The organism is Devosia epidermidihirudinis, from assembly GCF_000971295.1.
In the GTDB taxonomy this organism is placed as follows: domain Bacteria; phylum Pseudomonadota; class Alphaproteobacteria; order Rhizobiales; family Devosiaceae; genus Devosia; species Devosia epidermidihirudinis.
The window spans coordinates 71,695-95,892 of record NZ_LANJ01000001.1; the positions used below are offsets into that span (position 1 = coordinate 71,695).

At 60.8% G+C, this 24,198-nt stretch carries 21 protein-coding genes and 1 pseudogene; 5 read left to right on the plus strand and 17 right to left on the minus strand.

Annotation, left to right across the window (positions count from 1 at the left end):
* Positions 1-6 precede the first annotated feature (6 nt).
* The 3 genes from phnN to WH87_RS00340 all read right to left on the minus strand — a co-directional run bounded on the left by phnN (position 7) and on the right by WH87_RS00340 (position 3,070).
* Positions 7-570 carry a phosphonate metabolism protein/1,5-bisphosphokinase (PRPP-forming) PhnN gene (phnN, locus tag WH87_RS00330; RefSeq protein ID WP_245622274.1) on the minus strand — a complete coding sequence of 188 codons (564 nt, stop codon included), beginning with the start codon at positions 568-570 and terminating at the stop codon, positions 7-9.
* Positions 567-1,715, minus strand: coding sequence for an alpha-D-ribose 1-methylphosphonate 5-triphosphate diphosphatase (locus WH87_RS00335; protein WP_046137793.1), 1,149 nt, complete (start codon positions 1,713-1,715; stop codon positions 567-569). Before WH87_RS00335 ends, phnN begins: the two co-directional genes overlap by 4 nt.
* Before the next feature lie 131 nt (positions 1,716-1,846).
* Complete coding sequence (locus tag WH87_RS00340; RefSeq protein ID WP_281175148.1) at positions 1,847-3,070, minus strand: MFS transporter; 1,224 nt, start codon at positions 3,068-3,070, stop codon at positions 1,847-1,849.
* 93 nt (positions 3,071-3,163) lie between these two features.
* On the opposite strand from WH87_RS00340, the gene WH87_RS00345 reads away from it, so the two are divergent.
* A complete protein-coding gene (locus WH87_RS00345) occupies positions 3,164-3,982 on the plus strand; it encodes an AraC family transcriptional regulator (protein ID WP_046137859.1) in 819 nt (272 codons plus the stop codon).
* 12 nt (positions 3,983-3,994) lie between these two features.
* On the opposite strand, the gene WH87_RS00350 is transcribed toward WH87_RS00345, so the two are convergent.
* Entirely contained in the window at positions 3,995-4,741 is a 747-nt protein-coding gene (locus WH87_RS00350) for an IclR family transcriptional regulator (RefSeq protein ID WP_046137792.1), read from the minus strand.
* Between the two features lie 144 nt (positions 4,742-4,885).
* Here WH87_RS00350 and WH87_RS00355 point away from each other — a divergent pair, with 144 nt between their 5' ends.
* The 4 genes and pseudogenes from WH87_RS00355 to WH87_RS00370 all read left to right on the plus strand — a co-directional run bounded on the left by WH87_RS00355 (position 4,886) and on the right by WH87_RS00370 (position 8,903).
* The gene (locus tag WH87_RS00355) at positions 4,886-5,893 is read left to right on the plus strand and encodes a TRAP transporter substrate-binding protein (RefSeq protein WP_046137791.1); all 1,008 of its coding nucleotides are present in this window, start codon (positions 4,886-4,888) and stop codon (positions 5,891-5,893) included.
* 54 nt (positions 5,894-5,947) lie between these two features.
* Positions 5,948-6,424 carry a TRAP transporter small permease gene (locus tag WH87_RS00360; RefSeq protein ID WP_082092415.1) on the plus strand — a complete coding sequence of 159 codons (477 nt, stop codon included), beginning with the start codon at positions 5,948-5,950 and terminating at the stop codon, positions 6,422-6,424.
* A pseudogene (locus tag WH87_RS19920) lies at positions 6,424-7,698 on the plus strand (TRAP transporter large permease). The gene WH87_RS00360 and the pseudogene WH87_RS19920 overlap by 1 nt, the downstream one beginning before the upstream one ends.
* A 17-nt stretch (positions 7,699-7,715) precedes the next feature.
* Positions 7,716-8,903, plus strand: coding sequence for an enolase C-terminal domain-like protein (locus WH87_RS00370; protein ID WP_046137789.1), 1,188 nt, complete (start codon positions 7,716-7,718; stop codon positions 8,901-8,903).
* A gap of 62 nt (positions 8,904-8,965) precedes the next feature.
* Here WH87_RS00370 and WH87_RS00375 read toward each other — a convergent pair whose 3' ends face one another.
* The 13 genes from WH87_RS00375 to WH87_RS00435 form a co-directional block, all read right to left on the minus strand.
* Positions 8,966-9,451 (minus strand): YidB family protein, encoded by a 486-nt coding sequence (locus WH87_RS00375; protein ID WP_046137788.1) that lies wholly within the window; start codon positions 9,449-9,451, stop codon positions 8,966-8,968.
* A gap of 21 nt (positions 9,452-9,472) precedes the next feature.
* Complete coding sequence (locus WH87_RS00380; protein WP_046137787.1) at positions 9,473-9,727, minus strand: GlsB/YeaQ/YmgE family stress response membrane protein; 255 nt, start codon at positions 9,725-9,727, stop codon at positions 9,473-9,475.
* Positions 9,728-9,868: 141 nt separating this feature from the next.
* On the minus strand, positions 9,869-11,239 hold the full coding sequence (locus tag WH87_RS00385; RefSeq protein WP_046137786.1) for an MATE family efflux transporter: 1,371 nt from the start codon (positions 11,237-11,239) through the stop codon (positions 9,869-9,871).
* Between the two features lie 209 nt (positions 11,240-11,448).
* Complete coding sequence (locus WH87_RS00390) at positions 11,449-12,903, minus strand: NAD-dependent succinate-semialdehyde dehydrogenase (protein WP_046137785.1); 1,455 nt, start codon at positions 12,901-12,903, stop codon at positions 11,449-11,451.
* A gap of 59 nt (positions 12,904-12,962) precedes the next feature.
* Positions 12,963-13,718 carry a FadR/GntR family transcriptional regulator gene (locus WH87_RS00395; RefSeq protein ID WP_046137784.1) on the minus strand — a complete coding sequence of 252 codons (756 nt, stop codon included), beginning with the start codon at positions 13,716-13,718 and terminating at the stop codon, positions 12,963-12,965.
* Between the two features lie 65 nt (positions 13,719-13,783).
* A complete protein-coding gene (locus WH87_RS00400) occupies positions 13,784-14,560 on the minus strand; it encodes an SDR family oxidoreductase (protein ID WP_046137783.1) in 777 nt (258 codons plus the stop codon).
* A gap of 4 nt (positions 14,561-14,564) precedes the next feature.
* Complete coding sequence (locus WH87_RS00405; protein ID WP_046137782.1) at positions 14,565-15,737, minus strand: enolase C-terminal domain-like protein; 1,173 nt, start codon at positions 15,735-15,737, stop codon at positions 14,565-14,567.
* Positions 15,734-16,789: an ABC transporter ATP-binding protein gene (locus WH87_RS00410; RefSeq protein ID WP_046137781.1), complete on the minus strand. Its 1,056-nt coding sequence runs from the start codon at positions 16,787-16,789 to the stop codon at positions 15,734-15,736. Before WH87_RS00410 ends, WH87_RS00405 begins: the two co-directional genes overlap by 4 nt.
* Positions 16,786-17,802, minus strand: coding sequence for an ABC transporter ATP-binding protein (locus WH87_RS00415; protein WP_245622275.1), 1,017 nt, complete (start codon positions 17,800-17,802; stop codon positions 16,786-16,788). Before WH87_RS00415 ends, WH87_RS00410 begins: the two co-directional genes overlap by 4 nt.
* A gap of 11 nt (positions 17,803-17,813) precedes the next feature.
* Positions 17,814-18,950 (minus strand): ABC transporter permease, encoded by a 1,137-nt coding sequence (locus tag WH87_RS00420; RefSeq protein ID WP_046137779.1) that lies wholly within the window; start codon positions 18,948-18,950, stop codon positions 17,814-17,816.
* Positions 18,943-19,926 carry an ABC transporter permease gene (locus tag WH87_RS00425; RefSeq protein WP_046137858.1) on the minus strand — a complete coding sequence of 328 codons (984 nt, stop codon included), beginning with the start codon at positions 19,924-19,926 and terminating at the stop codon, positions 18,943-18,945. The genes WH87_RS00420 and WH87_RS00425 overlap by 8 nt, the downstream gene beginning before the upstream one ends.
* A gap of 60 nt (positions 19,927-19,986) precedes the next feature.
* On the minus strand, positions 19,987-21,897 hold the full coding sequence (locus WH87_RS00430) for an ABC transporter substrate-binding protein (RefSeq protein WP_082092418.1): 1,911 nt from the start codon (positions 21,895-21,897) through the stop codon (positions 19,987-19,989).
* Positions 21,898-22,008: 111 nt separating this feature from the next.
* Entirely contained in the window at positions 22,009-24,099 is a 2,091-nt protein-coding gene (locus WH87_RS00435; protein WP_052726226.1) for an alpha-galactosidase, read from the minus strand.
* Positions 24,100-24,198: the final 99 nt, after the last annotated feature.

The window sequence follows — 24,198 nt, forward strand, 5'->3', positions numbered from 1 at the left end:
CCACAATCAAACCCGCTCGACCAGCCCAGCCGCATCCTGCAACAACCGCACAAACTGCGTCCCGGCCACTTCAAGCGACCCGGAATTATCGATCCGTACCGTGCTCGTCGGCAGCCGATCCACCACACTGCGCGACAGGCGCAACTGGATCGAATCTGCCGTCTCCCGCCCGCGATTGGCCAGCCGCTTGGCGATGACTTCGATGTCGGCCGTCACCGCCACGACCACTGCATTGGGATATCGCTGCAGCAGCCCCGGGATTTGGGCGCGCGACAAATTGGCCACCACCACCCTGCCCGCCGCCAGATCATTTTCCAGCCCGATCGGCAGACCATAGCGCAAGCCATGGGCATCCCAACTCAGCGCAAAAGCGCCGTCACGCTCTGCCGCCGCGAAGGCAATTGTGTCCATGCTATCATGATCTTCGCTGCCGCCATCGGCGGCGCGGGTCACCACGCGGCGCACGAAGACGACGCGGCCAGAAGCTTCGAGCCGGTCCCGAGCAAAGCCGATCAAACTGTCCTTGCCGGCCCCGCTAGGGCCGACAACGGCGACGAATGTTCCGCTCATATGACGCGGCGGCCCTGACGCCATACGGTCAGCACGATTGGGATACCGTCTTCGACGCGCACATGCACAAAGTCCGCGCGCTTGCCGATGGCGATCTCGCCACGGTCGTTGAAACCACCAGCTTCTGCCGGGCGCTTGGTGACCAGCTGGATCGCCTTGGCGAGGCTGTAGCCATCGACCGTTTCGGTCAGCGAAAACGCCGATTGCAGCATCGAGAACGGGATATAGTCGGACGACAGAATATCGAGCAGATCGGCCTCGGCCAGCGCCCGCGCCGACACATTGCCCGAATGCGACCCACCGCGCACAACGTTCGGCCCGCCCATCAAAATGGCCATACCGGCCTGGCGCGATGCCTTGGCCGCCTCAACGGTCGTGGGGAACTCTGCGACGTCAATGCCCAGGGCTTCCGCCTCTTCCACATGTGCGCGCGTCGCGTCGTCGTGGCTGGCGAGCACAATGCCGAGATCCTTGCAGGCATCAGCAATCGCCCGGCGATAGGGGCCCGCATAGGCCTGAGACTCGGCGTTACGGCGCTGCGAGAACTCCTCCAGTGCGGCATCGCTCATCTTGAGCTTGCCCTGATAGTAGATCTTGTAGGCGTCCATGTTGGCGAACTGACGCTGGCCGGGGGCGTGGTCCATCAGCGAGGCAAGCCGCACCTGAGGATCGTTCTTGATGGCCATGAAGGATTCAAGGCAATCGGGCGCAGACACTTCACAGCGCAGGTGTATGTGGTGCTCGGCACGCAGGCGACCGGCCTTGCTGCCCGCCGCAATCGCGTCGGCCAGAATGCGCATTTCGGTCGCGCCCATATCGGCATGTTCGTCGAGCCCGACGCGGATGGCGTCCAGCACCGTGGTGATGCCCGACGCCGCGATCTGCGCGTCATGGGCCTGAACGGCCGCAACCGGGTTCCAGCGAACCTTGGGGCGCGGGGCATAGTGGGTTTCGAGGTGATCTGTGTGCAGCTCGACAAGGCCGGGGATCAGGTAATCGCCATCCAGATCAACACCCGTGCGGCTAGGCGTGCCGATATCGGTGATCATGCCGCCATCGACGCGAACCGAGCCCTCCAGCACCTCATTGGCCAAAACAATCTTGGCATTGGTGAGGACGAGGTCTCCGAGGGCAACGGTGTTCATGAGAGAGGCCGATCTAGCAAAGTGTGGGCTGAAACTGTTTGCCCTGCGCTAGACCAGTTTCGTGACATTCTGGCGACGAGTCGAGCCCGAACGAAAACGACCCGCGAAATGATCGCGGGTCGCAGTTCAAATCAGGCTGCCTTGAGCTTCTGGCGGCGCCCCTTGCCGATATCAGGCAGGAAGATCGTCAACAGGCCCAGCAGCGGCAGGTAGGAGCAGATCTGGTAGACGAACTCGATGCTCGTATGGTCGGCGACAATGCCCAGCACTGCCGCGCCAATGCCGCCGATACCGAAGGCGAAACCAAAGAACAGCCCGGCAATCATGCCAACGCGACCCGGCACCAGTTCCTGCGCAAACACCACGATCGCCGAGAAAGCCGAGGCCAGGATCACGCCAATGATGAAGGTCAGCACAATGGTCCAGGTGTAATCGGCATAAGGCAGCGCCAGCGTGAAGGGCAGCGCGCCGAGGATCGACAGCCAGATCACGAACTTGGTGCCAAACCAGTCCACCACCGGACCGCCAGCGACCGTACCGATGGCCACCGCCCCCAGGAACACGAATAGCAGAATTTGAGCGTCCTGCACCGACACGTCGAACCGGTCGATCATGTAGAATGTGTAGTAGCTCGAAAGGCTCGACATATAGATATATTTCGAGAACACCAGCAGTGCGAGAACCGTGATGGCCTTGATGACCGTGGCACGCGGGAAGGTCACTGCGGCGGCCGCAGCTATGCGGGACGCATTGGCGACGCGGTGACGATTATACCAGTTGCCGACCTGCCAAAGAATGACCATGCCCAGCAGCGCCGCCGCCGAGAACCAGGCAACGCTTTCCTGACCGCGCGGCAACACGATGAACGCGGCCAGCAGCGGACCAATGGCTGAGCCGAAATTGCCGCCCACCTGAAACAGCGACTGCGCCAGACCATGTCGTCCGCCCGACGCCAACCGCGCCACGCGCGAGGATTCCGGATGGAACACCGCCGAGCCCAGCCCCACCACACCAGCGCCAACCAGCAACATCCAGTAGGAATGCGCATAGGCCAGGATGAGGAGGCCGATCAGCGTGCAGCCCATGCCCACAGACAGCGAATAGGGCAGCGGGCGCTTGTCGGTATAGATGCCGATCAGCGGCTGCAGCAGCGATGCGGTGACCTGAAAGACTAATCCAAGAAAACCGATCTGGGTGAAGTCCAGCCCATAACCTTCCTTGATCATCGGATAGAGCGCGGGAATAAGCGACTGCATGGTGTCGTTGAGAAGATGGCAGAAACTTACCGCCATGATCACGGCAAAGGCCGTTTGTTCCGCTGATTGCCGTTCTTCGGCCACTGCACTGTTCGTCACGATAACGCTCCATTTTGGCGCATTCTCGATAGACCAATTGCCGACGCCCCGCATTCGTGCTCTGGTCCATTTCTTTCGCAAGTGGGCCAAACCTTGCCAACAGGGTCAAGAAACGATCAGTCGCCGGAAACCCGGCTGCATCTATCGCGGCTGGGGCTGATCGAGTCCTCGTCCGGGCTTGTCTATGCGCTGCCATCCGATTACCCGCCTGGGCACTTCATCGACACGCACTGCCATTCGCGCGCGCAATTGCTTTATCCCCGCACCGGCGTGGTGCTGGTCACCTCGACTTTGGGTCGGTGGATGGTGCCCGCCGAGCACGCGCTCTGGATCCCGCCACAGATCGACCATTCGGTCGAAATGCTGGGCGAGGTGCACATGCTCTCGATCTACGTCTTGCCCGATGCCCTGCCCAACATGGCCGAAACGGTACGTGTCGTTGCCCTGACGGATTTGACGCGCGCACTCATGGTCGAGGCCGTTGCCCTGCCGCAAAACAGCGCCAGCGAAGGCCGCGCAGGTCTCGTCATGCATCTGCTGCTCGACGAAGTGGCGACCCTACCCGAGCTGCCGCTCGGCCTGCCCTTCCCGTCCGATCCGCGCCTGTCATCGCTGTGCCGCCGCTTTATCGAAAGCCCGTCGCCGCATCTGGTCATCGACGACTGGGCGGAGAGCCTCGCCATGAGCCGCCGCGCCTTCACCCGCGCCTTCCGCCGTGAAACCGGTGTAAGCTTATCGCTTTGGCGCCAGCAAGCGTGTCTGCTTAACGCCATGCCTCGTCTGGCAGCAGGCGAACAGGTCACCAGTGTCGCCCTGGACCTCGGTTACGACAGCGTCGCCGCCTTCACCACGATGTTCAAGCGCATGCTCGGAACCCCGCCGAAACAGTACTTCCAGCGGACTGCTGGATAGTCCATTCAGGCGCTACTTTGCAGGCGCGCGCCAGTATGGATCTCCCAGCGCGGTACCAAGCGTGGTGCCAACTTCCATCAGCGCCTCAATGATCTCATTCCGCATTCCAGCTGGCGTCGAAATCATAAAACTGAGCGCCAGCCCGATCGTGTCTCCGCCGGCAGGCTTGATAGCGATGCCGATAGCATCGACACCGCGCTGAGCCATATCGCGCAGGTCTGCAAACCGTCTCTGACGCGCCTCGACCAACTCAGCGATCAAACTCTCCTTTGGCATATCGTAGAACGGGTCGGCGCATGTCGCGCGCTCGGGCAAAAGCTCCGCCAGTTCGTGATCGGTCAGGCGAGCGAGGATGGCTTTGCCGATTGCCACGGAGTAGGCGGGCACCGCGGAACCCTCCGGCACGATGAACCGGATGGGGCTCGTTCCTTCGCGCAACCGCAGAATCACCGTGTCAATTCCACGATTGATGGCGATGTAGGCACTCGCCGGAAAGCGCGCGACGAGCGCCTTGATGGCCGCATCGATCCGGTCCACCGGCAACACACCGAACTTGTACAGCGACCCGATGCGCAGCATTTCCGGGCCAGGCCGGTAGCGCCGATCCGTGGTCCGCTCAAGGTAGCCAGATTGCTCTAACTCACTCATGAGGCGGGAAACACTGCTCTTTGGCAGGGACAATTTCTGCGCCAGTTCGGTCACGCCCAGCTCGGGCTGGGACTGTTCGAAAGTGGACAGAATGGCGAGGGCGTTACTCAATGATGACATGTTCCATATATAGCAACTAGTATCACTACCAGCAACTTCTATTTACAACGGTCGGGAGCTGCTGCTATCGATCGGGCAATGGGGCGCCAGTGAGGACACGGATAGGCGCTGCATTTGAGTGAGAGGGAGAGCGTAGTGACGCAGTCTAAATTCAATCGGCGCCAGTTCGGCGCTATCGCAGCTGCCGGCCTTGCCACCGGCGTGTTTATGCCGAGCATTGCCCGCGCCCAGAGCACGAAGGCCCTTCGCCTCGCTCTGCATACGCAGATCGATTCCGAGCAGAACATTGCCGCCATGGCCTTCGCCGAAAAGGTGAAGGACTACTCTAAGGGCACCCTCGATGTTCAGGTTCTGCCCGCAGCCCAGATGGGTGGTCAGCGCGAGATCATCGAGTCTGTCTCGATCGGCGTGCTCGAAATGGGCTTTGGTGAATCCGGCATCTATTCCAGTTATGTGAGCCAGTTTGGCATTCTGGCCCTGCCCTACATGTACAAGGACTTTGACCAGTGGCAGCGCGTCGTTGACGGCCCTGTCGGCCAGGACCTCGGCGCCCGGCTTGAAGCCGCGGCCAATGTGCGCGTCGTCAATATGCTGATGGGCGGCTACCGCAGCACATTCCTGCGCACAAAGGCGATCAACGCTCCGGATGACTTCCACGGCGTCAAAATCCGCCTGCCTGAGGCACCGGCCTTTGTGAAGACCTTCGCAGCTCTTGGCGCGACCCCAACCCCAATTCCGGCACCGGAAATGTATTCCGCGCTGCAGACTGGTGTGGTTGACGCCATGGAAGGCTCGCTCGAAACCGGCTTCACCTACAAGATCTACGAAGTGTGCAAGCACCTCTCGTTGACGCGCCACATCCTCAATGACGGCTCGTTCGTCATCAACACTGATTTCTTCGCCAGCCTCAGCGCTGATGAGCAGGACGCGATTACGCGCGCTGGCATCGACAGCGCCACCGAGCAGCGCGCCGCGCACTTCGCCCGCACTGATATGTGGTTGAAGCGCCTCGTTGAAGAAGGCGGCGTTGAGGTGAACGAACCCGATCTGGCCCCGTTCATGGAAAAGCTCTCCTCCCTGCAGGACAGCTTTGCCGCAGAGGCCAATGCCACCGACGTTCTGGCACAGATCCGCGCCGCCTAAGGCGCTGGCGGCCGGCGCGCTTGTGTGCCGGCCGCCTCCCAGCGGAGAAACTTCATGCAAATGCTAAAAAGCCTGACAGGCGCCCTTATGGCCGTCTGCAAGGTCACCATGTTCGCAGCATTCGTCGCCATGATGGTGCTGACCCTGTTTCAGGTGGTCAACCGATACTGGTTTGGCCTGCCCATATTCTGGACTGAAGAACTGATTGTTTTCCTGTTGGTCTGGTCGGCCATGCTGGGGCTGCCGGTGCAGCTCTGGGAGCATCAGGACATCGTCGTTGATTTTCTGAACCTGCCCAACGAGACCCTCGAAAAGGTCAAGCAGTGGTCCGCGACCATCGCCTCCATTGTGTTTTGCGCGGTGCTGGCCTGGACCGGTTGGCAGTTCGCCATACGCGGCTGGGCAGTTATTTCGCCCACGCTTTCGATCTCTCGGTTCTGGTTTTTCCTGCCGATTTCCCTATGCGCCGCCTTGTCGATCCTGGCCCTCGCCCTTCGCGACAAAGCTCCGAGCGCCGGAGGTTTTGACTGATGGTTATCACTCTCGTTGTGGCGCTGATCCTCCTGATCTGCCTTGGCATGCCCATCGCGTTCTCGATGGGGCTGGCAGCGGTTATCGCCCTAGCCTTCGACGGCTCAGTACCCCTGATGGTGCTGCCGCAGAAGATGTATTCATCGCTGGATAGCTTTCCGCTGTTGGCGATCCCATTGTTCATTCTGGCGGGCTCGCTGATGAACATTAGCGGCATCACAGACAAGCTGGTGCTGCTGTCGCGCTCTTTGGTCGGCCACATGCGCGGCGGCCTCGGTCAGGTGACCGTGCTGACCAGCGTGCTGTTCTCCACCATCTCGGGTTCGGCGGCCGCTTCGGCTGCTGCCGTAGGATCGATGATGATCCCACAGATGAAAGAAGACGGATATCGCGCCGAAGACGCCGCTGTGATCACCGCAGCGTCGGCAATTCTGGGGCCGGTCATTCCCCCAAGCGTCGTCATGGTCATTTATGGCTCGATGACGGGACTGTCGATCGGCACCCTGTTTCTGGCCGGTGTCGGCCCCGGCCTGCTGATTGCTGCCATCCTGATGGTTGGCGTCTACATTCTGGGCTCCCGTGCAGGCATCCGCACCTATCCGCGCGCCAAGCTTGTCGAAATCTTCCAGGCGCTCATCAAGGCCATCCCGGCACTGATTATGCCCGCCATTATTGTCGGCGGCATCATCTCGGGCATTTTCACCACTACCGAAGCAGGCGTGATCGCCGTCGCCTATGCGGCTGTCTACGCGATGATCGTCAAGCGCGCACCGCTTTCGCTGATCGTCTCGAACGTATCGTAGGCAGCCACGGTCTCTTCCAGCATTCTGGTGATCCTTGGCGGTGCGGCCCTGTTCGGCTGGATCGTCGCACGCGAGGGCATTCCGGTGATGATTGCGGCATGGCTACAGTCGGTTACGGGTGAGCCGCTGATTGCCCTCACGCTGATCCTAGTCGTGCTTTTGATCGTGGGTATCTTCATCGAGCCGATCCCGGCCATGATCATGCTCGTGCCGGTGCTGCAGCCCATCGCCAATGCCTACGGTTTCGAGCCTTATCACTTCGCCATGGTCGTAACCTTCGGCCTGTTGCTTGGCTCGCTGACCCCACCCGTTGCGGTCCTGGTGCTCATCACCTGCAAGATCGCCAATGTGCCGGTTAACCGCGCCAATGGCCCCCTCATCCCCATGTTCGGCGTTCTCGTCGCCGTGCTGTTCGTCATGGCCTATGTGCCATTCATTTCCCTCGCTTTCCCGATGATGTTCGGCGGCTAAGCCCAAGAGAATAGATTATGAGCAAGATTACCGAAGTCGATGTCATCCCCTTCACCTTCGAAGTCGACGACCTGTCGCTCGGCAACAGCAAGGCCATGGGCGTCTCCAACATGGTCTACGAAAAGGGCAGCAAGTTCCGCGTCATGCGTTACGCCATCGCCATCCGGACCGATGATGGTCTAGAGGGTCGCTATGTCACCCATTGGGTCGGCACACAGTCCGCACTGGGCCAGTCCATTATGTTGGCGCCAACCCTGTTGGGCCGCGATCCGGAACACCGCGAGTCCATCTATGATGATCTCAAGCGCGAAGCCCGTGCCTATGACCATATGGGTCACGGCCCGCTCGATATCGCCCTGTGGGATCTCTATGGCCGTAAATATGATGCGTCCATTTCCAGCATGCTCGGCGGCTACCGCACGCGCCTGCCGACCTACGCGAGCACCCACCATGGTCAGGACGTCCCTGGCGGCCTCGACACCATCGAAGCGTTTGCGGACTTTGCTGTTGAGTGCCAGGAACGTGGCATGCCCGGGTTCAAGATCCACGGCTGGCACGATGGCAACAAAAAGCGTGAAGCGGCCGTGATCGGCGCGGTGCGCAAGGCCGTCGGCGCGGACATGGAAATCATGGTCGATCCGGGTTGCGAGCTGCGCACTTATGCCGACGCCCTTTATGTCGGCCGCGCCTGCGATGACAATGAATGCCTCTGGTATGAAGACCCCTACCGCGATTCAAGCGTGTCGGTGATCGGCCAGAAGATGCTGCGCGAAAACCTCAAAACGCCACTGCTGGTGTCCGAGCATATTCGTGGTCCCGAGCAGAAGGCCGCCTTTGCGCTGGCTGGTGGTTGCGACATGATCCACACCGATCCCGAATATGATCTTGGCATTACCGGCACGATGAAGATCGCGCACTTCGCCGAAGCCATTGGCATGGATCTGCAGGTCCACGCCTGCGGTCCCGCACACCGCGCCTGCGTCTCGGCGATGCGCAACACCCATTTCTATGAAATGGCGCTGATCGGCCCCGGCATGCCAAACCTCGTGCCGCCCGTCTACAAGTGCGGCTACGACGACCAGCTCACGGGCCTTGATGCCAACGGCACCGTTCCCGTGCCAACGGGCCCCGGCCTTGGCGTGGATTATGACTGGGACTACGTCCTCGGCAACAAGTTGTCGATCCATGAATTCCGCCTGACCTAAGCCAAACAAAACGGCCGCCATCGTGAGATGGCGGCCGTTGTCTTTAGGCGTGTCTGGTGAGCTTACTGCCCGACCATCCGCTTTTGTACATCCTCGTCACTCTCCGGAAACCGCCCATCCGGCGTCAAACGGTCGACGGCGTTGGGGATAGAGACGGAGAGACGTTCCAGAAGGTCGTCATATTGCAGACCGCTTTTCTGGGCGACGTCTAGAAGGGTGTCGCGGCCAATGGCGTTCTCGACCTGAGACCGGGACAGGCCTTGCGTTGGGACGCCCGGGGTAATCCAGGAGTCAGCCTGTTCCTTGTGGCCAGTGTCCCGGAAAGTCGCCAGCAGATCATTGAGACCACCGGTCAGCGACTCACCGATACTCCCGGCGGTTCGGCCAACAATATTGCCTGCCTCACCGAGCGCATTGCCGGCATTTCCGGCTGGGTTGGACCCGCCAGCCGAGCCCAGCGCCTGGCTGATCTTGTCACGGTTCTGATAGCCGGCTACGGCGACAAGACCGAGCAGAGCCAGCAGGGATGGCATTCCACGATTAGCCATTTTAGATCTCCTCGCGAACGATTAAGCGCGGCGGCGGCTGATGAAGCCCCAGACGATCAGGATGATGATGGCGCCGACGATTGCGCCGATAAACCCTGCGCCTTCGCCTGCCTGATACCAACCCAAAGCCTGACCAAGGTAGGACGCGACGAACGCGCCGACGATGCCCAGGATCGTCGTCATGATGAAGCCAGATGGCTCATTGCGACCGGGCACGATGAACTTTGCCACGACGCCAGCGACGAAACCGATAATGATTGTCCAGATAATTCCCACAATGCCCTCCTAGGTTTGTGGGCATTAAACGCGAGACCGAAGCGATTAGTTGCGCACCCAAAGATAAAGTTCTGACGGAGACTTAGGGACAACTGGAGAGGAGGACGATGCGCCCCACCCGTTGGCGGGGCGCACCATGATTTAGGCCCGAGGGGTCGCCAGCGCAGGGCGCATACGCAACCACAGAAGGATGGTCAGCGCCAGCATCAGGAGATCGGCGATCGGTGCCGCAATCCAGATGCCGGTTTCCCCCCACGCCAGCGGCAAGAGCAGCGTCATCGGAATGGCGAAGAGATAGGTCCGCCCCAATGACAATACCGCCGCCTGCCCCACGCGGCCGACAGCCTGCACATAACTGGCAGCCATCATGACCGGGCCAAAGGCAAAATACGCCGCCACGTAGAGTGGAACGATCCGCGCTACTTCGGCCCCGACTAGAGCATCAGAGACGAACATGCCACCGAGGCCATCGCGGAACCCGATCATCAGCACTTGCACCAGCACGCCATAGGCTGCACTGACACCCAGCGCCAGATGCAGCGTCTTGGTGGCGCGCTCGGACTGGCCCGCACCCATTGTGTTACCGACAATGGCCTGCAGCGCCAGACTCATGCCCATTAAGGGCAGGAAGGCGAAGGTCATCAAGCGGGTCACCACGCCATACGCGGCAATGGTCACGTCGTGCTGCGGCAGATGCAGTTGCTGCAAGGCGAACAGCACCGCGGCAGAACCCAACGAGATACCGATGAAGTTCAGGCTCCGGGGCACGCCCAAGGACAGCATTTCGCCCCAACCGTGGAAGGCTTGTACGCCGACCATAGGCAGAACGGATTTCCCGGCCAACCGATAGGCAAAGATGGCGCCGAGCGCGATCACCTGCGCCAAAGCCGTGCCCCAGGCAGAACCCGCAACACCGAAGCCCATCGCGCCAATCAACAGCGCGTTGAGCGCGATATTGGCCAAGGTCACGAGCACGCCGGCGATGGCCATGAAAGCCACACGACCTTCGGTGCGCAAGGCATCAGACTGCACGCTCAAAAGGAAACTGACCGGTGCCGTCACGAACGAAATGGCGAGAAAGGTCCAGCCCATACCGGCTAGGTGCTCATTGCCGCCCGCGACCCAGTTTATCGCCGCGCTGCCGCCTAGAAAGAACAGCAGCATGGCGATCGCGGAGGCGGCCAATGCAAGGCCCTGCCCGGCGGCAAAGATAGACTTGGCACCAGCCATGTCTCGTGCGCCCAGGCGACGGCCGAGAATGCTGGCCATGCCAATGCCCACCATGGTCGAGGCGGCAATCAGCAGCATAGAGATGGGAAACACCAGCGTCACCGCGCTCAGCGCATCAGGACCAACGAAGGCCCCAAGCAACATGGCATCGGCCACGGTCAGCATGCCATTGACCATGGTCACCATGATGATGGGCAGACTGGTTCGGATAAAAACGGATCGGATCGATCCGCGCAAAAAGGGATTGGTCGGCACAGAATCCGACCCGGAATGGGCACTCATCAAAATCTCCCGTCACGGGCAAGCTGGATATTTTGATGGGGCTCGCATTGCCATCGCTCCAACTGCCGCAAGGGGGATGGCGATCAGCTCACTCTCTCAGGCAGGACTTCACCACTGACGTTACCGTCATGCGAGCGGCCGGCTCCTGCTACCGGAGCGCGGTCATATTGCTCTCATGCGGTTACTGTCAAGATATGGCGGTCCGCATTTTACTGATTGGCTCCAACTCCGCCGACGCAGACATACTTGCTGTCGAGATAGTCCTCGATGCCGTACTTCGAGCCTTCACGCCCCATGCCGGATTGTTTGACGCCGCCGAACGGCGCGACTTCGGTTGTCACGAGCCCCTCATTGATCCCGACAATGCCATAGTCCAAGGCCTCCGAGACGCGCACCGACCGGCCGAGATCGGCCGTGTAGAAATAGGCGGCAAGGCCATAGTCCGTATCATTGGCCAGCGCGATGGCCTCCGCCTCAGTCGAGAAGCGGAACAACGCGGCGACCGGCCCGAAGATTTCCTCGCGCGCCAGGTCCATCTTGGCATTGGCGTCGCCGATAATGGTTGGCGCATAAAAGGTGCGGCCCAGTTCATGCAGCTTGCCGCCGACGACGACGCGTCCGCCTTTGCTCACCGCATCGTCGACCATGGCGCCGACCTTCTTGATGGCGCCAGCGTCAATCAATGGCCCCTGCGTCACGCCTTCTGTCTGACCGTTGCCAACGACGAGGCCGTTGACGGCTGCGGTCAGCTTTTCGAGGAACCGATCATAGACGCCGTCCTGCACATAGAAGCGGTTCACGCAGACGCAGGTTTGCCCGCTATTGCGGAACTTGCCTTCCATCGCGCCCTGCACTGCCCGATCCAGATCTGCATCGTCGAAGACGATAAAGGGCGCATTGCCGCCCAGTTCCATCGACACGCGCTTGAGCGTGGGCGCGCATTGCGCCACCAGCTTGCGACCGACACCGGTCGAGCCGGTAAAGGTAATCTTGCGCACCAAGGGGTTGGAGGTCAGTTCCTGACCCACCGCAATCGCATCGCCCGTGATGACGTTGACCACGCCATCGGGAAACCCGGCCTCCTGACAGAGCACGCCCCAAGCGAGCCCGGATAGGGGCGTTTGTGGTGCGGGCTTGGCGACCACCGTGCAGCCAGCAGCCAGCGCTGGTCCGAGCTTGCGCGCCAACATAGACGACGGAAAGTTCCACGGTGTAATCGCGCCCACCACGCCCACGGGCTGATGCTGAACCGCGATCCGGCGGTCGCGCCATGGCGATGGGATGGTGTCGCCGTAAACCCGACGCGCTTCCTCAGCGAACCACAGGATGTAAGCTGCGCTGGCGCCAATCTCGGCCCGCGCTTCAGCCAGTGGCTTACCCTGCTCGCTGGTCAGCAACACGGCCAGTTCTTCGCGGTTTTCCAACAAAAGATCGTGTAGACGCCGCATCATCGTCGCGCGCTCAGCGGCCGTCGTTTTGCGATAACTCAGAAACGCCTTCTGCGCCGCCTCTATAGCGCGCCGCGTCTCAGCGGTTCCGCCTTCTGGCACCGCGCCAACCTGCTCGCCCGTTGCCGGATTAAACACGGCTCGAACTGCTCCGCTGTCCGCCTTGACCCAGGCTCCACCGATGAACAGGGCATCACGATTGAAACGAGAGGTCATAGCCAGCCTTTCTGCTTGATGGCGCAGGTGCGTGAAAACGCATCTCTACCATCAGCGGATCAGGCCGTCTTGCGCAACTCCGCAGTGTGCCGCAGCAGATCAGACGAGGCGATTTCGATCAGCGCACGCATGCGTTCGCTGGCGATTTCGGGCTGGCGCAGGCGGATGGCCTCGAGCACATCCCCGTGAGCATCGAGGGTGGTCACATAGCTCTGGGAAACCGAAGTGGTCAGCCGGAACGAATTGGCCAGCGATTGGCCGATCAGGCTGACGAGCCCGGCGAAGATCGGGTTGTGACTCGCCCGCAGGATCGAGGCGTGGAACGCTACGTCGGCCTCGGCGCAGGCGGCGAGATCGGTGGTTGGCGCTGCGCACATGGCATCATAGGCCTCCTCGATCAAAGCGAGGTCCTTGGCCGTAGCGCGCATGGCGGCAAGCCTGGCGGCGGCAGGCTCGATGGCTTGGCGGGCTTCGATCAGGCCACGCACAAAGTCTGGATCAAAGTCGATGCCATTCATCCATTCGAGAACGTCGGGGTCGAGCCGGTTCCAGTTAGAGGCCTCCTGAACGCGGGTGCCGGCGCGTTGGCGCGACACGATCATGCCCTTGGCGGCCAGCATCTTGATAGCTTCACGCATCGCAGTGCGGCTAACGCCAAACTCTTCGCAGAGCTGGGCTTCGGTCGGCAGAACGACATTCTGCTTGTAGTGACCCGACAAAATCCGCCGCCCCAGAACGCCCAATACGCGTTCTCGAACAAAGGAAGCAGGTCCAGTGGTAGACTTGCTATCAGGCACGGCAGTATTCACGGACATGAATTTATCCAGGTTGAGGACTTGTTTGCTAGCACACTTATGACGCTAAAGCACCGGCCTCAGATTCAGTCGTGGTAGAGCGCAGAGCGACCACCATCGATCATGATGGTTTCTGCGTTGATGAATGGTGCCTCGTCGGAAGCAAGGAAAATGGCGGTGTTGGCGACCTCCTCGGGGCGACCGATGCGACGGGGTGGATGGAGCGTCTCCGCGCGCAGCTTTTCGGCTGCAGGATCGGGGAACGTGTTCCAGTACGCTTCGGCAATCGGGGTCATGATATAGCCCGGCGCAATCGCATTCACGCGCACGCCCTGCGCAGCATATTCAATCGCCAGCGCCCGCGTCAGCCCGATCAAGGCATGCTTTGCCACCGGATAGGGGAAGGTGTGCGGAATGATCTTGAACGAGTGGGTCGAGGCGATGTTGACGATGCTGCCACCGCCCTGTTCCAGCATATGCGGCAGCACAGCCCGCGCACAGCTCCAGGCGGCCTCCAGATCAAGCTTGAAGCAGCGCTCCCATTCCTCCTCCGGCATGGCCAGAGGTTCATGGAAAACATTGGCACCGGCATTGTTGACGAGAATGTCGATGCCACCTAGCAGCTCAATGGTCTTGGCGTGCAGCTGCTCGACCGCCGCCTTGTCCGTCACGTCGGTCGGCACGCTATGGGCCACGCCGCCATTGGCACGGATATCGGCAGCGACCTTATCGCCCGTCACCGCGTTCTTTTCAGCCACGATCACCGCAGCGCCCTCGCGGGCAAAGGCGCGGGCGATGGCTTCGCCGATCCCCTGCCCTGCGCCGGTTACAATCGCGCGTTTGCCCTTGAGGCGGTCCGTCATTGCTCTACCAATCCACTATCGTGCCGTCGGGCATCACTGCGTTGCGCGGATGAAGAATATCAGGCTTGAACGGGTGCGCCTCGATCACCTTTTCATCCACTTCGATGCCAAGGCCCGGTGCTGTCGGCAGGTCCCAGCGGCCCGGCTTGCGGTCGATCGGCCACTGCACGACATCGCCATACCAGGCCACCGCGCCGGACATTTCTTCCTGAATGATAACATTGGGCGTCGACAGACCGAAGTGCAGCGCCGCAACGCCAGCAATCGGGCCGAGCGGGTTGTGCGGCGCCAGTCCAATGCCAGCCGTCTCGGCCATAGCCGCGATTTTCTTGGCCTCGCCCAAACCGCCCGTATGGCAGATATCGGGCTGGGCAATGTGGAAGGCGCGCTGGCGCAAGGCGGGCTCGAACTCACGGCGACCGATCAGCCGCTCGCCAGACGCCACGGGGATGGGCGACACCTGCGTGATGGCGATATGGCCCGCCAGATCCTCGGGCGGCACGGGTTCTTCAACGAACATGATATCAGCGTCGACCATCGCCTCGATGTAAGGAATGGCGGCTGCAACCGAGGCCGGGCGACCATGGAAATCGACCATGATGTCGATATCGGGCCCAACCGCGCTGCGCAGATCGCCCAACATGCGACCAACCCGTTCGGCGTCACGCGCCGGGGTCAGATAGTGGGTATAGGGAATGCAAACGACCTTGATCGCGTCATAGCCAAGGCCAACGACATGACGACCATGATCGACCAGCGACGTCGTCGTCTCGGACTCGTACACGGCACGCATGTCACCGAGGCCCAGATGGGTGTAGGTGCGTAGATACTCGCGCACATTGCCGCCCAGCAGGCGCCAGACCGGCACGCCCAGATCCTTGCCCAGAATATCCCACAGCGCCATTTCGATGCCGCTGATCGCCGACATGCCGATCACACCCATGCGCCAGAAGCCATGCTTGGTCATGATCTGGAAGCACTGCTCAATATTGCGCGGGTCCTGCCCGATCAGCATCGGCTCCAGATCCTGCAACGCACCGATAACGGCGCGGGTCTTGAACTCAAGCGTGGCTTCGCCCCAGCCGACGAGGCCGGGCACGTCCGTTTCAACACGCACGAAAACCCAGTTTCGCATCTCGGCGTTACACACGCGCGCGGTGATCGAGGTAATCTTCACAGGCCGCTCTCCGAGATACTGGCAACTGATGGAATGGGGGGAACGGCCGGGCTATCTATGCCGGCCAGATTGAGTTCGTCGGCGAAATGGCAGCGCACGCTGCGGTCACCCACAGTGCGCAGGTCCGGCACTGTGGCGCGGCAAATGTCCTGCGCATAGGGGCAGCGTGGATGAAAATGACACCCTGACGGAGGGTTAGCCGCGCTTGGCACTTCGCCGACCGCCGCGCGCTTGGTGCCGCTCTTGTGCGCGCCAATGCGTGGGACGCTGGCGATCAGCGCCTCTGAATAGGGATGCAGGGGGCGCTGGAACATGGCCTTGGTCGGACCCGTCTCCACCACGCGACCGAGATACATTACCACCGTCGTGTCGGTGAAATGGTTCACCACGCCCAGGTCGTGGGCAACAAACAAGTAGGTCAGCTGCCGTTCGGCCTGCAGGTCCTTCATTAGGTTAAGCGTCTGGGCCTGAATGGACACGTCGAGCGCCGAGATGGGCTCGTCCGCCACCACGAGGCGTGGATTGAGCGCCAATGCCCGGGCAATGACGACGCGCTGGCGCTGGCCACCCGACAAAGCATGGGGATAGCGCCGCATATAGCGCGTCGACAGGCCCACCTGCTCAAGCAATTGCGCCACACGATCTTCCAGCGCCTTGCCTTTGAGCACGCGATTGATCAGCAGCGGTTCGCCGATCAGATCGAGCAGTGTCATACGCGGGTTCAGCGATGAGTTCGGGTCCTGAAAGATCATCTGCATGTTGAGCCGCGTCTTGTGGCGCACATACTTGTCGGCTTTGACGAGATCAACCTGCCCCAGTTCGGGATCATTGAAGATGATCTCGCCGGCATCAGCCTGCAGACCACCCATAATGGTGTGGCCCATGGTGGATTTGCCGCAACCGCTCTCGCCCACCAGCCCTACAGTCGATCCGGCAGGCACGGTGAACGACACATCGTCGAGTGCCCGGACCTCGCCGGTCGTCTTGCCGAAAATGCCGCTGGACAGCGAGAAGCTCTTTTTGACGCCACGAACTTCGAGAAGTGCGGTCATGCTGCAGCTCCTGCAAATTGAGGATCAGCAAGGAAGCACCGCGCCACATGACCCGCGCTGCTTTCATAGAGCCCGGGCAGCTTCTGATCGCACAGGCCGGCCATGAACTTGGTGCAGCGGGTATGGAAGGGGCAACCGGACGGCATCTGGTCAGGCGTCGGCACCATGCCCTGAATGGCATTGAGCCGGGTCGACGCGCTGTCCGTCAGCTTGGGGATCGAGTCCAACAGGGCCTGGGTATAGGGGTGCTGCGGCGCGCTGAGCACTTCCGCCACCGGACCGCGCTCGACGATATAGCCGAGATACATCACCACCACTTCGTCGGCGATTTCAGAGGCCACCGCGAGATCGTGGGTGATGAACATCATCGCCATATCCATCTCCCCCTGCAGCTGGCGCAGCAGATCGAGAATCTGGCTTTCCGTGGTCACGTCGAGCGCCGTCGTCGGCTCGTCGGCGATCAACAGCTTTGGCCCGCAGCTCAGCGCCAGCGCAATCATCACGCGCTGCCGCATCCCGCCCGAGAGCTGGTGGGGATAGCGATCAACGATGATCTCGGGGCTTGGCAGGCGAACCTTTCGCAGCATTTCAATGGCGTGCTCGCGCGCTTCGCGCCGATTGGGGAAGCGCTGATGCGCCATCAACATTTCGATGATCTGCTCGCCCACCGTAAACAGCGGGTCAAACGAGGTCATCGGCTCCTGAAAGATCATCGCGATCTCGGGGCCACGCAGCTTGCGCATGGCTTCCGAGGTCGGCTTGAGCTTGGTGATATCAACCGGCTTGTCGCCCCCGTGATAGCGAATGCTACCCGAGGCGATATAGCCCGGCTTGCGCACGAGATTGAGCAGGCACTGCCCGGTCACGGACTTGCCGCACCCACTCTCCCCCAGCACGGCAACAGTGCCGCCCTTGGGGATGGAGAAGTCGATGCCGTTGACGGCCCGCACCACACCACCTTCGGTGCGGAATTCGGTGACGAGGCCTTCGATTTCGATCAGCGGTTCAGACATGTTTCGCCCCGTCATCTGGAGAAGGGATCGGCTGCATCGCGCATGCCGTCGCCAACGAAGTTGAAGGAGATGATGGTGAGCACCACAAAGATTGCCGGGATCAGCAGCCATGGCAGCTCGATAATCACCTGAACGCTCTGAGCTTCATTGAGCAGCAGGCCCCAGCTGGTCATCGGCGGCTTGATGCCGAGCCCGAGGAAGCTCAGTGCTGTCTCGCCCAAAATCATCGAGGGGATGGTCAGCGTTGCGATCACCAGCACGTGGCTCATCGTGGATGGCAGCAGATGCTTGACCATGACGCGGGCCGTGGAGGCGTTGGAGTACTTGGCGGCCCGAACGAAGTCCGATGTTTTAAGCGAAAGCACCATGGCGCGCACCTGGCGAGCCAGACTGCCCCAGGTCAGCACCGACAGCACGATAGAGATGGCAAAATAGACCTGTGCTGAGCTCCACGTTGGCGGGATCAGCGCCGCCAGAGCCAGCCAGAGCGGGATCTGCGGGAACGCCATGGTCATCTCGATGACGCGCTGCACCACATTGTCGAACCAGCCACCGAAATAGCCAGTAATCAGGCCCATGCTGACGCCAATCAGCAGCGACAGCGCCACGCCTACCAGGCCGACAGTCAGCGACACCTGCGCGCCATAGAGAATGCGGCTGAACACATCGCGGCCCTTGGTATCGGTGCCGAAGATGAACAGCTTACCGGGCGCTTCGACACCAAACAGGCGGATGTCGGACTTGATGAGCCCCAGGATCGAGTACGGCTGGCCCTTCACGAATAGCTGCAACGGATACTTCTGCTCGGGCACGATGGTCGTGACCTGCTGGAATGTCTTGGGGTCCAGCGTGCGCTTGAGGCCATAGACGAACGGCACCGGATGGAAGGCACCGGTTTCATCGAAGAAGTTGAGGCCGTGCGGCGCCTGCCGGGCAAACTGGCCATGGGTTTCGCGATCCCCATAGGGCGCGATGAAACCAGCCAGCAGAGCCGACAGATACATGATGACCAGAATGATCAGCCCGACAACGGCCAGCTTGTTGCGCAGGAATTTGCGCCAGGTCAGCTGGCGAACCGACAACACCGTGGTGCGCTCGGCCTTGGCCGCGGGCGCGGCGGAAATGGCGTCTGCTGCAATATCAGTCATAGCGCACCCTTGGGTCGAGCCAGGCCAGCATCACGTCGGAGATGAGGTTACCCACCATCACGGTGACGGCGATCAGCACCAGAATGGCGCCGGCGAGGTACATGTCTTGCTGGATGGTGGCCTGCAGATAGGTGGTCTGGATGGTCGGCAGGTTGAGCACGATCGAGGTGATGGCAAAGCCATTGATCAGGAAGCTCAGCACCTGCCCAAATAGGGTCACCAGCGGATGCAGCGCATTGCGAAACACATGCTTCCAGATCACCACCTTTTCAGGCAGGCCCTTGGCGCGCAGCGTCATCACATAGGGCTTGCCCAGCTCTTCGAGCATGTTGTTGCGGGTCACGCGCATAATGAAGGCGGTGCCGGTGAACGCCACGGCTGTCACGCTGAGCCATGCGTGGGACAGGAAATCCAATGCCTTGGCCAGTGAGAACGGCTGGTTGACATATTGCATGGAGTTCAGCCCCAGCAGCACGTCGCCGGTCGCAAGGAAAGCGAAGACGAGGAAGATCAGCGCCAGAAGGAAGTCGGGCAGCCCGATACCGATGAAGGCGAAGGCCGTCAGCCCGATATCGCCAGGCGAATACTGGTGGGTGGCCGAATAGACACCCAGTGGAATGCCAATGCCCCAGGACACGATGAACGCCATGGCCGACACGACCAGCGTTGCTGGCAGGCGTTCCATGATGATGGTGCTGACCGGACGAAGGTCTGAGAACGAAATGCCCAGATCGCCCCGGAAGAAATTGACCACCCAGGTGAAGAACTGCTCGTAGAGCGGCCGATTGAGGCCGAACTGCTCGCGCAGCATGTCCTGTTGCGCCACGATGCCGGTATTGCCCTGCGCAGCCTGGCGCAAAACATACTGGCTGACGAAGTCGCTCGCCGGAAGTTTCATGATGATGAAGCCAACGACCATGATCATCAGCAAGGTCGGCACCATGATCAGCAGGCGCTTGGCAATGTATATGGGCATCGCAGCCATCCCTGATTAAGTGCCGGTGCCTGCTGACGCGCAGGCACCGGCGGGAGAGTTTTACTTGGTGAAGTAGAACTGCTCTGGGTCTGCAGTTGCCGGGAAGCCGAAGTCGTGGCTGCCGATCATGCCGGTATCAGGCACGTTGTGCAGCTTGTTGGACACCAGTACCGGGCTTGGATGCTCGCCGATGGTCCCGAGAGTGATCGGGCCGTCTTCGAGATAGATGCGGTAAGCATCGAGCAGTGCCGCGTCGCGCGCCGCAGGATCGACCTGCTCGGTGGCGAACTCATAGGCGTTCTGCAGCTTTTCCAGCATCGAGCCTGGACGTGGGGCCGTGCCCTCGGTGCCACCGCTCTGGAAGTAGCGGGAGATGCTGATACCGCCCATCGACCATTCGCGAGCTTCCACTGGCGCCCACACGGTTGGTGCGGACATCAAGCCCCACCCTGCCGCGCTTGGCCAGGCACGCATCATCATGTCGCCGCTTTCAGCGCGGGTCGTCAGTGCGCTGTTGTCGATCGGGTTGAGGATGGTGTCGATGCCGATGGCATCCCAGTCTTCCTTGACCAGATCCATCACGGCGATGGTCTGGGGATCGGAGGCAGTCATGTCCACGATCAGCTGCAGCTTGGTCCCATCGGGACGATCACGCCAGCCGTCACCATCCTTGTCGACCACGCCCAGCTCATCGAGCAGGCTCTTGGCCAGTTCAGGATCGTAGTCGATGTATTGGTTCGACCACTGCTGATAGACTTCCTGACCTTCAGCCGAGCGGAATTCCGGGCTTTCCGGGCTCATCGAGAACTGGCGCGGCTTGGCCAGACCAAAAGTCACAACATCATTGTACTTGTTGCGATCCATGGCCTGCGACAGGGCGATACGGAAGTTCTGTTCGTAGAACAGATCAACGATACCCGCGTCCTTGTGATCATACGTGATCATCAGCCATGGCCAGGCGAAGTCGCCGCGGCTCCACATCTTGATGGTGTAGTCGCCCGCTTCCTGATTTTGCATCAGCAGCGAAACGTCGGAGAGGTTGAACTCGCGCGCCTGGAAGTCGATCTTGCCAGCCATGCCGTTGAGCAGAACCGACTGGCGCGCGCTGTCAGCGGTCGCAATCGAGGTGTCGATAGTGTCGATGTACGGCAGCTGATGCCCTTCGGGATCGACCTTCCAGTAGTAGGGGTTACGCTGCGCGACGATACGCTGACCAGCGGTGTATTCGGTCACAACCCAGCCCGCCAGGGTCGGCATGCCAACCTGCTGCAGACGCGAGGTCGCGTTGTAGCGAGCCATGAGCTCGGTCGTATCCTTGACCTCGGAATACTTGGGGTGGAACTGCTTGAGGTAGTGCGCTGGCACCAGCCACTGCGCGCTGTTGTAGTGACCGCGCGACGCGAGCTCCATGAACAGCGGGTTTGGCGCTGCGAAGGTCAGCTTGACGGCATAGTCGTCGAGCTTTTCGACCGACATCGGCTTGTCGGCGACCACGGTGCCCGATGGCAGGCCAACCGGGATGGATTCATCGAGCACCATGTCGTTCCAGAAGAACATGAAATCATCGGCGCTGAACGTCTCGCCGTCCGACCACTTCATGCCCTCGCGGAAGTTCATGGTGATTTCGGTGTAGGCGTCGTTCCAGGTCCAGCTTTCCAACACGTTCGGGCGCACGCCCGACACGTCGCGTTCATAGCGGGCAAATGGCTCGACCATGATCAGCTGGCGCAGCCAGTCGAGTTCGTCGCGCGAGATATTGTGCAGCGTGCCGCCATACTGGCCGATGCTTTCCACAGGTGGCACCACCAGTGGATCAAGCGGCAGGCGCTCGGCGATAGGTGGCAGACCAGCCACGCCATCCAGCACAGGCGCCTGGCTGTAATTCTGGGCAAACGCTGCCGTCGACGTCAGCAGCGCAGCAGTAAACATAAGAGCCGTGAAAGCGCGATTGCGCCCCAACCTTGCGGTCATAGTTTCCTCCCTTTTGAGATCGCGGACCCCTCCTCAGGCGTCCGCGAATAGATGATTGCTAAAATATGTAGGATATAATGTCTACATGAAAGCCAGATATATCCTACATATTCACACGCGTGTGAAACGCAGAATCTGGCTCTGAAGGTTCTTGATGGTTGGGATCAGGCCAATTTCGGCCCAGGCACGCCCAGTCCGCACCACGTCCGAGCCTTCAACCGCGTAGAGCGCTTCAGGATCGAGTCCGGCAATGCGGATCGCCGGATTGGCACCCAGTCGCGCGCTGTGAACGCGGAACACAAAGAGCACAGCTTCGGCTTTGTCGCGCGCGACATAAGCAAATGCGCTGACGGCATGGTGATGCGCCGAACGCAGGCGATAGAGGTCGCCACCCGCCACCAGATGGCGGATTTCCTTGAAGCGCGCCAGATGGCCAGCAGCCACCGAACACTCCTCATCGCTCCAATCGAGCAGATTGCCACCGACACCGAGGGCACCGGCCATGCTGACATGGAAACGGAAATCGAGCGGATATTCGTGGCGCTCTTCGTCAGTCGCCCAGCCGGCCATGGTGTTGGCCGGGAACAGCTGGCTGTAGCCTTCCTGGATCAGCAGGCGCGCCGCCGGAACGGTATTGTCGCTGGTCCAGCTCTGTTCGGTCAGCGCCATCATGCCGAGATCGACACGGCCGCCACCGCTACAGCAGTTTTCCCAGATCACGTTCGGATGGCGCGCACGCAGCTCGCCCCAGACGCGATAGAGCCCCTCGACATAACGCACCCAGATTTCACGCGCATCGCGCTCGTGGGTTGGCCAGCCAGCCTCGCTGGCCGATCGATTCATGTCCCATTTGATGAAGTCGATCGGGTTCTCGGTCAGCAGGCGATCGAAGATGTCGATCAGATAATCCTGCACATCGACGCGACCCATATTGAGGATCGACTGATTGCGCATCAGCGAGCGCTCGCGCCCCTCATAATGCAGCACCCAGTCGGGATGCGCGCGATAGAGATCGGAGTCCGGATTGACCATTTCTGGCTCGATCCAGAGACCGAACTGCATGCCACGTTCCTTCACCGCATCGATCAGCGGCGTCAGGCCCTTGGGGAACTTAACCTCGTCGGGCCACCAGTCGCCAAGGCCCGCCTTGTCGGTGTTGCGGCCATGGAACCAGCCGTCATCCATGACAAAAAGCTCAACGCCCATCTTGGCGGCCTTGTCGGCCAGCGCCGTCTGGCCTTCCTGGTCCACGTCAAACAGCGTCGCGTACCAGGAGTTATAGACAATCGGCGCCACAAAATTCGGCCGTGGCGACAGGTCCTGACGGATCAGATCGTGATAGGCGCGGCTCATCGCACCAAAGCCATTTGCCGAATAGCCATAGACCACGCGCGGCGCATCAAACGCCTCGCCAGACTGCAGGTCCCAGGCGAAATCATGATCGTTCAGACCGAGGTGAATGATACCGCGATCATCGCGCGTGCGCTCAGCGATCAACCGCCAGTTGCCGCTCCACTGCAGCGTACCGAACCAGACTTCACCCGCCTCTTCGCTCGCTGCCAGCCCCGGCTCATTGCGATCGACGGCGAAGTACGGCACGCCACCATGCGAGGTGATGACGCGACGGCTATCGCGCTGAATGGTGCCAAAGCCCATCGGGTCGCGGTTCATGCGGAACTCGTCGCCCCAGCGGCCGCTGAGGTGATTGATGGCAAATTCGCCACCAACAGGCAGGTTGAACGCACCGGTGAACACGCGGGTCAGTTTCACCTCGCGCTCGCCATCGTTGATCACCGACAAGGCGCGGGTGAACAGGCCACGCTGGTCCAGCGTGCCATAAGTCAACACCACGCGCAGGTTCAGATCAGCATCGCGCAGCGTAATCGCCAGCGTGTTGTCGCCGACCTCCGCCGACTCAAATCGCAGTACCAGGCCGCGCAGATGACCACCCGCAATGGTCGCGTCGAGCGTGCGCTCATCCGAGGCGCTGGCCTCGCCGGTCGTCACTTCCTGTGCCGTCAGCTGCAGCACATGGTCAGCGGAAAAATGTTTGGCTCGCTCGGCCGCAGGATAGTCCGAGAGACGTGGAAGCTTGCGCCCCCAATAGGTGTGCACCAGCACGCCACCCGCCTCGACGCCCATCGCATAAGCAGCATCACCGCTTTCGAGTACCCAATAATTGCCGCTTGCCTGAATGCCCATTCCATCCTCCATGGTGGCCAATTCGCACCGCCGCCAGTGGCTTGCGGTGTCAAAATATGTATGACAATTAGATTTCTATTATCGTATAGTCAACGGGCA

Excerpts from the sequence above, each read along its gene's own strand:
- WH87_RS00375 (WP_046137788.1), bottom strand. The coding sequence starts at position 9,451 with ATGGCTAATCGTGGAATGCCATCCCTGCTGGCTCTGCTCGGTCTTGTC.
- WH87_RS00370 (WP_046137789.1), top strand. The coding sequence starts at position 7,716 with ATGAGCAAGATTACCGAAGTCGATGTCATCCCCTTCACCTTCGAAGTC.
- WH87_RS00390 (WP_046137785.1), bottom strand. The coding sequence starts at position 12,903 with ATGACCTCTCGTTTCAATCGTGATGCCCTGTTCATCGGTGGAGCCTGG.
- WH87_RS00435 (WP_052726226.1), bottom strand. The coding sequence starts at position 24,099 with ATGGGCATTCAGGCAAGCGGCAATTATTGGGTACTCGAAAGCGGTGAT.
- phnN (WP_245622274.1), bottom strand. The coding sequence starts at position 570 with ATGAGCGGAACATTCGTCGCCGTTGTCGGCCCTAGCGGGGCCGGCAAG.
- WH87_RS00400 (WP_046137783.1), bottom strand. The coding sequence starts at position 14,560 with ATGACGGACCGCCTCAAGGGCAAACGCGCGATTGTAACCGGCGCAGGG.
- WH87_RS00430 (WP_082092418.1), bottom strand. The coding sequence starts at position 21,897 with ATGACCGCAAGGTTGGGGCGCAATCGCGCTTTCACGGCTCTTATGTTT.
- WH87_RS00410 (WP_046137781.1), bottom strand. The coding sequence starts at position 16,789 with ATGACCGCACTTCTCGAAGTTCGTGGCGTCAAAAAGAGCTTCTCGCTG.
- WH87_RS00425 (WP_046137858.1), bottom strand. The coding sequence starts at position 19,926 with ATGCCCATATACATTGCCAAGCGCCTGCTGATCATGGTGCCGACCTTG.
- WH87_RS00395 (WP_046137784.1), bottom strand. The coding sequence starts at position 13,718 with ATGTCCGTGAATACTGCCGTGCCTGATAGCAAGTCTACCACTGGACCT.
- WH87_RS00385 (WP_046137786.1), bottom strand. The coding sequence starts at position 11,239 with ATGAGTGCCCATTCCGGGTCGGATTCTGTGCCGACCAATCCCTTTTTG.
- WH87_RS00360 (WP_082092415.1), top strand. The coding sequence starts at position 5,948 with ATGCAAATGCTAAAAAGCCTGACAGGCGCCCTTATGGCCGTCTGCAAG.
- WH87_RS00420 (WP_046137779.1), bottom strand. The coding sequence starts at position 18,950 with ATGACTGATATTGCAGCAGACGCCATTTCCGCCGCGCCCGCGGCCAAG.
- WH87_RS00335 (WP_046137793.1), bottom strand. The coding sequence starts at position 1,715 with ATGAACACCGTTGCCCTCGGAGACCTCGTCCTCACCAATGCCAAGATT.
- WH87_RS00415 (WP_245622275.1), bottom strand. The coding sequence starts at position 17,802 with ATGTCTGAACCGCTGATCGAAATCGAAGGCCTCGTCACCGAATTCCGC.